The organism is Merdibacter massiliensis (assembly GCF_900155395.1).
GTDB classification, from domain to species: Bacteria; Bacillota_I; Bacilli_A; order Erysipelotrichales; family Erysipelotrichaceae; genus Merdibacter; species Merdibacter massiliensis.
This window is the reverse complement of record NZ_LT699726.1, coordinates 77,933-90,057: the sequence shown is the minus strand read 5'-3', so window position 1 is coordinate 90,057 and position 12,125 is coordinate 77,933. Positions and strand designations below refer to the sequence as shown.

Sequence of the window (12,125 nt, the reverse complement as noted above, 5' to 3'; positions counted from 1 at the left end):
ATGGCGTCTTTACCGCCCGTAAAACTGGATACGCATGAGGACTGGTTCAACTTGCTGATGACGGTTCTCCATCAGCAGGCGGAACAGAACCCCTATGAAGAATACCGGGAGATGGCTCAAAAGCTGATCGACCAGTTTATGCGCTATGGGAGGCCCTTTGTTGACAGTGACCATGCGCCCTGCGTGGCGCTTCGGATGTACCCGAAGGAGGCCGGAAATACCATCTGGCTGTTGCTGCTCTCCCTGTGCAATCAATATGACCCGGATAAGGATTACAGCGCAGAACTGAAAGCTGCAAAAAAAGAATAAGAAAAGGAGGGGCAACCGATGGCGATACGATATAAAGCCCTAACGGAGCTGTACCGGGAAACGCAGCGCAGCGTGACAGCTCCTGACCAGTGGCGGGCGTTTCTGGCTTCTGCCTGCCGTAACTACCGGCTTTCTTTCGATGAACAACTGCTTGTCTACGCCCAGCGCCCAGACGCCACCGCCGTCCTGGAGATCGAGCGATGGAACCGGCAATTTGGGCGCTGGGTAAACCGGGGCGCAAACGGCATTGCCGTTTTTGATGGGGAACACAATGGAAAACCCCGACTGAAATACTACTTTGATATTTCCGATACCCATGAAGCCCGGTTCCCACGGCCCGTCCCCCTTTGGACGGTGCGGGAGGAATACGCGCCGGACATCATTGAAACGCTGGAAAACAGCTTTGGAGAACTGGAGCACAAGGAGGATTTGGGCGAAGCCCTGCTCTCTGCGGCAAAGAACGCCGTGGAGGATAATATGCCCGACTATCTTTCTGAATTGAAAAACCTCACGGAAGGCAGCTTTCTGGAAGAACTGGACGAGCTGAACCTGGAGGTGGAATACCGCAGGGCGGTGCAAAACAGCATTGGATATATGCTGCTGGTGCGCTGCGGCCTTGACCCGTCTGAATACTTTGAGGATGAGGATTTTCGGGATGTGCTGAATTTCAACACTCCACAGACCCTGAACGCTTTGGGCGTGGCCACCGGGGACATCTCCCAGATGTGCCTTTCCGCCATTTCCCGCACGGTCCTTGCCCTGCAAAGACAGCCCCAAAAAGAAAATCGCACATTTGAACCCCAGCAGAAAAACCAGTATGCTGTAACTGAACAGGAAAACACACAGCCGGAAAGGAGTTTTGAATATGACCGAGATCACTTACACCAGGCAGGGCGACTACAATCTGCCGAACCTTCTGCCGCCCCAGGAGGAGCCGGTTCCCCATGGGAAATACGCATTGCTTCGGAAGAAGTTCCTCAAGGAGCACCGCAGGGTGACGTACACCAACCTGCTGACCAGCGGGAGGCTTTCCAGCCATCTGGCGGAGATCCAGCAGACCGCCCAGCGCCGGATGGAGGAAATCGTGGCGCAGATGGCGAAAGCCGAGGGCGTGACGGAGGAACTGAAAGCCAGCGACCAGATGAAATGGGTGGGGCTGATGAACAACATCCAGAACGCGGCGGAGGAAATGGTGCTGGCAGAACTGATTTACAGCTAACGACCCAAGAGCCGGAACCGGAAGAAAGCGCAGGTGGCGAACAGCTCCCTGCGCTTTTGGATGAAAAGCAGATTATGGCCATCATCGCCAACAAGGATGATGACCTGAAATATAAGAAAAATCAGATCGAGCTTTTCTTCTCGGTTCACAGCGATGTTCAGGAACGGGCGGAATATCTGAAATCCGCTTATCAGGACCGGTACACTGAGATCATCGCTGACGGGCAGCGCCTGGGATATAAGCCCCAGGAGAATGGCCTGCTCATGTGGGAAGGCTCTTACCCATCCCGCACCAAGGAATCCGTTTTTTCCTGGGATATTGTGGCCCAGTGGACTGCCCAGCTCATTGACAAAAAAGAATATTTCATTCAGACGGACATCCCGCAGTTCCCTACCCAGGAGAGCCAGCAGATGTCCCTTTTTGATTTTGCGGCGTTTCAGCAGCCAGCCCAGGCCGAGGGTACGGCCCAACCATCCATTTTCCCTCACCCGGCTCTGCCTCAGCAGGTAATCGACGAGGCGCTGTGCATTGGTGCTAACGACCAGAACAGCCGCCTCATCATCTGCGCCTATTTCAAAAAGGATAAGCCGGACAATGCCAGGTTCCTGGCAGAGCACTATGGAGAGAACGGCGCTGGCTTTTATCTGGATGGCCGACAGTATGCCATCTGGTACAACGCCGAGGGAATCCGCATTGCCCAGGGCGAAAGCGCCCAGCGTTCCAGCGCCACCCTCATCCCCTGGGAACAGGCGGCGGCCCGTATCCGGGAACTGCTGGACTTGGGCCGGTATATGCCCCAGAGCGAGCTGGACCGGGTGGACGGGTATGAACGCCAGCAACGGGCCGCGCAGCTATGGTATCTCCGGCAGGATTTTGCAGAAGGCACCGCCGACGCGGGCTATCTTCCCACGGTGAATGCCATTTACGGCAAAAATCATGGGTTTCCAGAGGAAAGCGCCGCCATAAGCGATTTGTTAGGCCATCCGGAGGGGCTGCAGAACCTGCGGGATGAGCTGGAGCAGTTTGTCCAGGCATACAGAGAGAACCGGGAACTGCTGCGATTCCATTTCCACCGTCCGCAAAAATTGCTGGAGCAGCTTTCTGACCTGCAGCGGGAACCGCTGCACTTTACCGCCGCCGAAGGGTACGATCCCCAGCGGCGTTTCTTTATCTCCGGGGACGAGATTGACAACCTTCTGCGGGGCGGGAAACGCAGCACGGATTACCGGCTGGCCGTGTATTCTTTCTACCGCAACCACACAGAGCGCAAGGAACGGGAGAATTTCTTAAAGCACTACCACGGCGAGTACAGCGGCCATTCCAGTGGGAATGACGATGTGACCTACCAGCTCAGTAAAGGCGTTTCTTTCAGCCATGGCAGTATCACCGCCCCCTACGCCAAGGTGGAGCTGAAATGGCCCGCCGTGGAAAAGCGTGTCAGCGCCATGATCGCCCAGGGGCGGTTCCTCACCGATGAGGACCGCGCCGCCATGCCGCAGTATGAGAAGCACCAGCTTGCCCGGAATATCCGCACTTTCTTTGAGAACGTGCCACAAGAGCAGCCCCACCCCTATCCCTTTGGCTTTGACTATTGGGACGCAGTGAAGCTCATTGAGCCGCAGCTTGATGACCCGGCCCGTGTGGAAGAAATCTATCAGATGATGGTCCCCATTTGGGAGGCCACCCCGCAGGATGACAGGATGTACGCCCTGCGCCGGCAGGCGTTTGAAAACCTCGCCGCCTTCCGACAGGGAACCTTCACGCTCTTTGCGGAGCACAAGGAGCCGGTGGCTCCCACCATGCCGCAGGCGAAAGCCTACGACCTGGGCTATGGCCATCTGGGAAATGGGCTTACCGTGTGGAACCGGCTGGAGGAAGAACACGGGGACTACAAAACGGTTGCCCACATCGCGCCGGATCGCACGGTAACGATTTATGATGAGGAAATGCCCCAGGCAGTGCGGGAGGAAATCCAGTGGATTGCTGACACTTCGGAAATGACTATTTCCGCCACCCAGGACGCGCCGGTATTCGCCGTGCCGCCCAGGGTACAGGGACCGCCTCAAAAAGAAGAACTGGCAGACCCCTACCCGGAGCTGGCCGCCCAGGTGCTGCGCTTTGTGGGAGAGTTTGACGGTTCCCGCATGGGCTATGGCGAAGATGACGCTCAGGCGGTGGAGAATATCGCCCAGCAGCTTCACGACCCCGTTCAGCGGGAAGAAATCCGCAGACTGCTTCAATCCTTCCTGGACCATGCGGACCCGGAAGAAGAAATCGCGGTGGACATCTCCCTCTGTATGGAGCAGATCGCGGAGCTGCCCCCGGCCCTTTCCCCGGAACAGGCGCAGATAGCAGAAATCGCCGGTTATCTGGAGGAGGCCGGATATGCGGTATCCAGCGAACTGGTCGAAGAAGGTTTGATGGATTACCGTGCCCATGGCGGTAAAGGTAACAGCCAGGATGTTGCTGACTTCATTGAGCGAGGCTTTTTGTCCGAGGAGCCGGAACCTGCTTCTCTGGAGATAGCCAAAGAGTTTATCAACGATTTCTGCGTGGCCGAGTATGGCAGCCCAGCCGATTTCAGTGATCTGGAAAAGGTGGGCATTGCCTACACCACCGTCACCGATGAGGAAATCCCCATCCAGGTCAATGCAGATTTGGTCCATTACCGCATTGAGCGTTATCTGGACGGGCAGTTTTTGGAGCGCAGGCAGTATGAGAGCCTGGACGAACTCATCCAGAACGAGCTGGCCGAGCTGGATTTTGATGACCTCATTTCCGTTTCCGATGAAGAACTTGAATCCATCGGTGCCACGCTGGAGCAGCGTTCAGATGACTACCGTTTACTCAGCCGCCTGAAAGCCGACTGCGATTACTTCCTGGGCGCTGGCGGACGGGCGGAAAAGCACCTGTGGGCTGGGAACGTGCGAGAGCAAATCGCCAAAATGCGGGAACTCTATGACGCCCTGCCGGAAAAACCGGAATGGCTCACCATGGAGGACATCGACCGCTACGCCCAGCGCATGGAGCCGCCTTACGAAGTGGTGGTGTACCATCACTTTGAAAATGGCTTTGATGAACAGCTGGATTACCAAACGCTGGCGAAGGCCGAACAAGCTGCGCAGAAATATGTGGCCGGCACCATGGAGGGCGAGGATAGCTTTGCCTACGATGGCGCTGGTATCTATGACCTATATGAGCGCAAATGGCTGCGGGTTTACGGGGATTTCCCCGATGAACGGGCCATCGAACAGGCCGCGCAGGCCATGGCCGCAGAGGAACAGCAGGAAAAGGACGGGCCTGCCAGGACAGAAGCGGATGAACCAGCCCCCTCTGAGGAATTGGTGGGAAAAGAAGTTACCCTGGATGGCCACCGTTTTATGGTGGAGCGCGTCAGCGACCTGTCCGATGACGTAACCCTGCGGGATTTGACCTTTGAGGGGAATGTCGGCTTTCCGATTAGCCGGGTTGAGAAGGTTGCCCGTGTACGCAGGCTGCTCCAGGAGCAGGAACAAGCACAGCCCCAAAAAGAAGAATCACTCCCACCCCCGCCGAAGCGCCCCCGACGTGAGCGCATTACCTTCACGACTCTGCACCCAGAGGCTCCCAGGGACCAGCGCCATGATTTCCGTATTACCGATGACGCCCTGGGCCATGGCACCCCCAGCGAGAAATACGCGGCCAATGCTGCCGCCATCCGCACGTTGAAGCAGATCGAAGCGGAGGAACGGCTGGCCACGCCCGAAGAACAGGAAATCCTGTCCCGCTATGTGGGCTGGGGCGGCCTTGCGGACTGCTTTGAGGAAACCAGCCCCCACTATGAGGAGCTGAAATCCCTGCTGGATTCGGAGGAATACGCGGCGGCCAGAGCCAGCACCCTCACCGCCTTTTACACGCCGCCCGTAGTCATCCGGGGAATCTACAAGGCTCTCGCTCAGATGGGCTTTACCCAGGGCAACATCCTGGAGCCATCTTGCGGCACCGGCAATTTCCTGGGCCTGCTCCCTGCGGAAATGGCGGGCAGCAAAGCCTATGGCGTGGAGCTGGATTCCATTTCCGGGCGGATTGCGGGGCAGCTTTACCAGAACGCCAGTATTTCCGTAAACGGTTTTGAAACCGTACAAATGCCCGACAGCTTCTTTGATGTGGCCGTGGGCAACGTCCCCTTTGGGGATTTCAAGGTACAGGATAAGAGGTACGACAAGCACCACTGGCTCATCCACGACTATTTCTTTGGCAAAACGCTGGACAAGGTGCGGCCCGGCGGTATTGTGGCGTTCATTACCAGCAAAGGCACTCTGGACAAGGAAAACTCCAGCGTCCGAAAGTACCTGGCACAGCGCGCCGACCTGATCGGGGCCATCCGCCTGCCGGATAACACCTTCAAGCAGAACGCCGGAACGGAAGTGACCAGCGACATCATCTTTCTGCAAAAGCGCGACCACATCACCGATTTAGACCAGGATTGGGTGCATTTGGACACCGATGAAAACGGAATCCGCATGAACCGCTATTTCGTGCAGAACCCGGAGATGATTTTGGGCGACATGGTGATGGAATCCACACGGTTCGGGCCGGACAGCGCCTGCAAAGCCCGCGAGGGGGAAGATTTATCCGAGCAGCTTGCCAATGCCATCCAGTTTTTGCAGGCGGAAATCAAGCCCTATGAGCTGGAGGAGCTGGACGAGGAGGAAGATCGCTCCATCCCTGCCGACCCCACAGTGAAGAATTTCAGCTACACGATTGCAGATGGGCAAGTATACTACCGAGAAAACAGTCTCATGCACTCGGTGGAAGTCTCCGTCACGGCGGAAAACCGTATCCGTGGCATGATCGAGCTGCGGGAATGTGTCCGCAGGCTCATTGAGTACCAAACCGAAGGCTACCCGGATGAGGAGATTGCAGCCGAGCAGCAAAAGCTCAACGCCCTTTACGACAGCTTCACCGCCAAGTATGGGCTGCTGAACAGCCGCGGTAACAAGCTGGCCTTTTCGGAGGACTCCAGCTACTGCCTCTTGTGCTCTCTGGAGGTGCTGGATGAGCAGGGCAACCTAAAAAGAAAAGCCGATATGTTCTCCAAGCGCACCATCCGGCCCCATGTGGCTGTCACCAGCGTGGATACGGCCAGTGAAGCATTGGCGGTGTCCATTTCGGAAAAAGCCCGTGTGGATATAGAATATATGGCAGAGCTGTCGGGCAAATCCCCGGAGGAACTGGAAAAAGAGCTTGCCGGAGTTATCTACCGGGATATTCGCTGTGCGGAGAACCCGGAGGACATCCTGCCTTCTTTGGCGGATCTGGACCGCTATCCATTTGTCACGGCGGATGAGTACCTTTCCGGGAAAGTGCGCCACAAGCTGCGGATGGCAAAAGCATTCTTGGAAGTGGCCCCTGATAATCAGAAAGAAACCGCCCGCAGAAATGTGGAGGCTCTGGAGGCTGTCCAGCCCCAGGACCTGGGCGCTGGCGAAATTGGCGTGCGCATTGGCGCAAACTGGGTGCCCATCGAGGTGTACCAGCAATTCATGGTGGAGCTGCTCACCCCCAATTACTATGTACGGGACCGCATCAAAATCCTGCGCTCCGAAGCCACCGGCCAATGGAGTATCCGGGAGAAAAACGCCGACCGCAGCAATGTAAAAGCCAATACCACCTACGGCACCAAGCGGATGAGCGCCTACCACATCCTGGAGCAGACCCTAAATCAAAGGGATGTGCGGGTATTTGACTATATTGAGGACGAGAACGGTAAGAAAAAGCCTGTCCTCAACAAGAAGGAAACTGCCATTGCCCAGGACCGACAGGAGCTGATTAAGCAGAAGTTTGCCGAGTGGATCTGGAAAAACATTGACCGCCGGGAACTGCTGTGCCGCATTTATAACGAAACCTTCAACGGCGTCCGCCCCCGTGAGTATGATGGGCGGCACATCCGGTTTGAGGGCATGAACCCGGAAATTTCCTTACGTCCCCATCAGATCAATGCCATTGCGCACATTTTGTACGGTGGAAACACCCTGCTGGCCCACGAGGTAGGGGCAGGCAAAACCTACGAGATGGTGGCAGCCGCCATGGAGATGAAGCGCCTGGGGCTTTGCACCAAATCGCTGATCGTGGTGCCAAATCACATCACGGAACAATGGGCGGCGGAATGGCTCCAGCTCTATCCCAGCGCCAACATTTTAGTCGCCACGAAGAAAGACTTTGAAACCCAGAACCGCAAGAAGTTTTGCAGCCGCATTGCCACCGGGGACTATGACGCCATCATTATCGGGCACTCGCAATTTGAGAAAATCCCCATGAGCGTGGAGCGCCAGCAGGCTATTTTGGAGCGCCAGATTGAGGAAATCCTGGAAGGGATCGAACAGGCCAAGGCGCAGAAGGCGGAACGCTACACGGTCAAGCAGATGGAGCGTACCCGGAAATCGCTGGAGACAAGGCTGGCCAAGCTCAACGACCAGAGCCGTAAAGATGACGTGGTCACTTTCGAGCAATTAGGTATCGACCGCCTTTTTATCGACGAGAGCCACTATTTTAAGAACTTGTTTTTGGCGACAAAAATGCGCAACGTGGGCGGCATTGCCCAGACCGAAGCCCAGAAATCCAGCGATCTGTTTATGAAAACGCAGTATCTGGACGAGCTGACGGGCGGGCGCGGCACAATTTTTGCTACTGGCACCCCCATTTCCAACTCCATGGTAGAGCTTTATACCATTCAACGGTATTTACAGTACCGGCTCCTGCAGGAGATGGGCCTGATCCATTTTGACGATTGGGCAAGTAACTTTGGGGAGACTGTCACCGCCATCGAGTTATCGCCGGAGGGCACCGGCTACCGTGCTAAAACCAGGTTTGCCAAGTTTTATAACCTGCCGGAGCTGATGGCTGCTTTCAAGGAGGTTGCCGACATCCAAACAGCGGATATGCTTTGTCTGCCTGTTCCCAAGGCAAACTTCCACACGGAAGTGATCCAGCCCTCGGAGCTTCAGAAAGAGATGATTCAGGGGCTGGCGGAACGAGCAGAGAAAATCCGCGCCGGAGGGGTTGACCCCCATGTGGACAATATGCTGCGCATTACCAACGATGGAAGAAAACTGGCGTTGGATATGCGGCTAATTCAGCCCCTGGCCCCGGATGACGCCAATGGCAAGGTGGCTGTCTGCGCCCGGAATGTGTTTCGCATCTGGGAACAGACCAAAGAAAAACGCTCTGCACAGCTTGTGTTCTGCGACCTGTCCACACCTACCACCGATGGCTCGTTCAGTGTTTATGACGACCTAAAAAAGAAACTGATGGACGCCGGAATCCCGGAGGAGGAAATCGCCTTTATCCACACGGCGGACAGCGAAGCCAAAAAGAAGGAACTGTTTTCTAAAGTGCGCGCCGGGCAGGTGCGGGTGCTGTTGGGGTCCACGGCCAAAATGGGCGCAGGCACCAATGTGCAGGACCGCTTGATTGCCCTGCATGATTTAGACTGCCCCTGGCGGCCCTCTGATCTGCAGCAGCGGCTGGGGCGTATCGTCCGCCAGGGCAATGAAAATGAGGAGGTGGAAATCTATCGGTATGTAACGGAAGGCACTTTTGACGCTTATTTGTACCAACTGGTCGAAAACAAACAGAAGTTTATCGCACAGATTATGACCAGCAAAGCCCCCGTCCGTGTGGCAGATGATGTGGATGAAACCGCCCTGAGCTATTCGGAGATCAAGGCGCTGGCCACCGGCAATCCGTTAATCATCGAGAAGTGCAACCTGGATATGGAGGTGGCGCGGCTGAATATGCTGAAAGCCAGCCACTTGAACCAGGTATATGCGCTGGAGGAGCTGGTGTACCGCAAGTACCCGGAGGAAATCACCCGGCTCACGGAACGGATCGCGGGCTATGAACAGGATGTGGCACTGGCGGCGGCCCACCCCAAGGCTCAGGAGGGCTTCTGCGGCATGGAGGTGGATGGCAAACACTACACCGAAAAAGAGGACGCAGGCAAGGCTATCATTGACGTTTGCACCCGTATGACAGGTTCCGACGCTGTTCTTTTGGGGCAGTACCGGGGCTTTTCCATGGTGCTGGCCTATGATGGCAGGAGCAACGAGTACCGGATCACACTCAAAGGCACGCTTTCCCATACGGTGACGCTGGGCGCAGATGTGTTCGGCAATATCACCCGCCTGGACAACGCGCTGGAAAACCTTGCGGGCAGCCTACAGGCCGAGCAGAACAGTCTGGAGGAAACCAAGACCCAGCTTGAAAACGCCCGCACCGAACTGGCTGCCCCATTTGCCCGCGAGGAGGAGCTGGCGGAGAAAACAGCCCGTTTGAAAGAGCTGAATATTCTGCTCAACATGGATGAGAAGGACAAGACTCTGCTGGACGATACCCCAGACGAGGGCGAGGATGTGCCTGCCCGGAGGGTTGCGGAGCTGGCACGGTAAAGGAGGATACGATGACCAACGAAGAATTGAATAGCAAGCTCTATGAGAAAATGTTTGCGGAACAGGAGCAGTTCCGGGACTGGCTGCTTTCCCAGCCGCCGGCTGAGATTCTGAACCACGCCTACGAGTACACGGTGCGGGAGGACATTCTGATGTCGTTAGAGTACAACGACTTGGAGGACAGCCAGGCCAGGGCGCTGCTGAAATCCGGCAAGCCCCTGAAGCAGATTTTTGAGCGGTGGGAAGATAAAGAAACATCCCACATGGAAAATATTTGGGATACCGTCCAGGAACAGGCCGAGGCCGCTGAAGCCAAACAGAAAGCCAAAGCGCAGAAAGAACGGTAATCGCACATTTGCCATTGCGCTGCGGGGCAAGTATAGTATAATAAAAATCGTGACAAGGGGTGATGATAGATGGACGATAGCTACTGCCTGCTCCCGGAGCGCATTTCCGAGCAGTTTTCTGAAATCGGCAGCGACATTGTGATGGATTTGGCGGCTGCCAGCCCGGAATATACCGAGTTGAAGGCCCAGATGGAAGAACTGAAACGCCGAAATCCTGCGATTGGCGCTCTGCTGGAGGGCAAGGGAGAACTTTCCTTTACTGCGGAGGAGCATGAAGCCTTGAAGGAATTTATCCGGCTGTATATGCGTACCGATAATATGGAACGGGAACACATCTACTTTCGGGGCCATGCAGACGGGTTTGCTTATCTGAAGAAAATCGGCGCTTTCAAAACTGAATAGCCCTATGAAACGGTGCGGAGCGATCTGCACCGTTTTTTACATACTGAAACGAATATAGCCCCCTTTACATAGCCAGCTACCCCACATGGGGCGGCTAATCTACGGCTATGTAAAGGGGGCTGTATTTTTTTATGCCTTTTTACGATTCAGAAGCCATCGAACAGGCAAGGCGGGTGGACCTACTCACCTACCTGCAAACCTGCGAACCCCAGGAGTTGGTTCATGTATCCGGCAACGTCTACTGCACCAAGACCCATGACAGCCTGCGTATCTCTAACGGCAAATGGTGCTGGTTTTCCCGTGGGATCGGCGGTTACAGTGCTCTGGACTATCTCATCAAGGTCAATGGCTATTCCTTTCTGGAGGCCATGGAAACCATCTCCGGCAGGGCGGCCATCCCGCCGCCTTCCTTTGTGCCAGCGCCGAAAGGGGAAAAGCCCAAGCACTTGCTTCTGCCCCAGGCTGCCCCGGACAATCAGGCGATGATGGACTATCTCAAGGGAAGGGGCATTGACCAGGAGATTTTGGACTACTGTGTTCAGACCGGGCGGATTTATGAGAGCCGGAACAAGGGACACAGCAACGTGGTTTTTGTGGGCTTTGATAAAGATGGCAAGGCGCGGTTCGGCTGCCTGCGGGGAATCAGTGAAGCCCGGTTCCACGGGGATTTAAGCGGCAGTGATAAGCACTTTTCCTTTGCCCTGCCCGCCTGCGTAGAAAATCCGGCGGTCCATCTGTGCGAGTGCGCTATTGATGTGATGTCCTACGCTACGCTCTGCAAGCTGGACGGGATCGACTGGCGGCGGCACAATCTGTTGTCCCTGGCCGGGGTGTACCAGCCGAAGAAAAAGATCGAGGAAAGCAAGCTGCCGGTGGCCCTCACCCGATTTTTGGAGGACCGCCCCCATGTGAAAACCGTCTATCTCCATTTGGATAACGACACGGCTGGCCGGCTGGCGGCCAAAGCGATCATGGCTGTCATGCCGGAGGGTTACCGGGTGGAGAACAAACCACCGCCCCGTGGAAAGGATGTGAACGATTTTCTGTGCCACCGGCTGGGGATTCCCATTCGGGGCAGCCAGGGAAAGGAGTACGAGCGATGAACCATTATGATGTTACCATCCGGGAAACGCTGGAGGTGAAAATGAAGGTGGCGGCAAACAGCCGGGAGGAGGCCGAGCAGTTTGCCAGGGACCAATGGAAACGCGGTGAGGTTGTTCTGGACGCAAACCATTTTACCGGCGTGGAGTTCCATGCCAAGCGGTATTCCCGTGACCGGGGCGAGCGGTGAGTTCTTTTTTCGCCTGTCCCAGATTCCCCGCAGGGGAATGGAATGTAGCTGTACCAGCAAGCATCGCCTTTGTGATACCACAAAGGCCGCTTGTTAGGGGGAACGCCCCCTAATACCCCTTTTGAAAG

General features: G+C 55.9%; 6 protein-coding genes. All 6 read left to right on the top strand.

Going from position 1 to position 12,125, the window contains the following annotated elements; all coding sequences use genetic code 11:
* Positions 1-309 (top strand): hypothetical protein, encoded by a 309-nt coding sequence (locus BQ9859_RS06990; RefSeq protein ID WP_015535527.1) that lies wholly within the window; start codon positions 1-3, stop codon positions 307-309.
* Positions 310-327: 18 nt separating this feature from the next.
* Complete coding sequence (locus BQ9859_RS12710; RefSeq protein ID WP_075877509.1) at positions 328-9,957, top strand: LPD11 domain-containing protein; 9,630 nt, start codon at positions 328-330, stop codon at positions 9,955-9,957.
* An 11-nt stretch (positions 9,958-9,968) separates the two neighbouring features.
* Positions 9,969-10,304 (top strand): DUF3848 domain-containing protein, encoded by a 336-nt coding sequence (locus tag BQ9859_RS06980; RefSeq protein ID WP_075877508.1) that lies wholly within the window; start codon positions 9,969-9,971, stop codon positions 10,302-10,304.
* A 69-nt stretch (positions 10,305-10,373) separates the two neighbouring features.
* Positions 10,374-10,706 carry a DUF6664 family protein gene (locus BQ9859_RS06975; protein WP_075877507.1) on the top strand — a complete coding sequence of 111 codons (333 nt, stop codon included), beginning with the start codon at positions 10,374-10,376 and terminating at the stop codon, positions 10,704-10,706.
* 131 nt (positions 10,707-10,837) lie between these two features.
* Entirely contained in the window at positions 10,838-11,809 is a 972-nt protein-coding gene (locus tag BQ9859_RS06970; protein ID WP_075877506.1) for a DUF3991 and TOPRIM domain-containing protein, read from the top strand.
* On the top strand, positions 11,806-11,997 hold the full coding sequence (locus tag BQ9859_RS06965) for a DpnD/PcfM family protein (protein WP_075877505.1): 192 nt from the start codon (positions 11,806-11,808) through the stop codon (positions 11,995-11,997). The genes BQ9859_RS06970 and BQ9859_RS06965 overlap by 4 nt, the downstream gene beginning before the upstream one ends.
* Positions 11,998-12,125: the final 128 nt, after the last annotated feature.

Excerpts from the sequence above, each read along its gene's own strand:
- BQ9859_RS06965 (WP_075877505.1), top strand. The coding sequence starts at position 11,806 with ATGAACCATTATGATGTTACCATCCGGGAAACGCTGGAGGTGAAAATG.
- BQ9859_RS06975 (WP_075877507.1), top strand. The coding sequence starts at position 10,374 with ATGGACGATAGCTACTGCCTGCTCCCGGAGCGCATTTCCGAGCAGTTT.
- BQ9859_RS06970 (WP_075877506.1), top strand. The coding sequence starts at position 10,838 with ATGCCTTTTTACGATTCAGAAGCCATCGAACAGGCAAGGCGGGTGGAC.
- BQ9859_RS06980 (WP_075877508.1), top strand. The coding sequence starts at position 9,969 with ATGACCAACGAAGAATTGAATAGCAAGCTCTATGAGAAAATGTTTGCG.
- BQ9859_RS12710 (WP_075877509.1), top strand. The coding sequence starts at position 328 with ATGGCGATACGATATAAAGCCCTAACGGAGCTGTACCGGGAAACGCAG.
- BQ9859_RS06990 (WP_015535527.1), top strand. The coding sequence starts at position 1 with ATGGCGTCTTTACCGCCCGTAAAACTGGATACGCATGAGGACTGGTTC.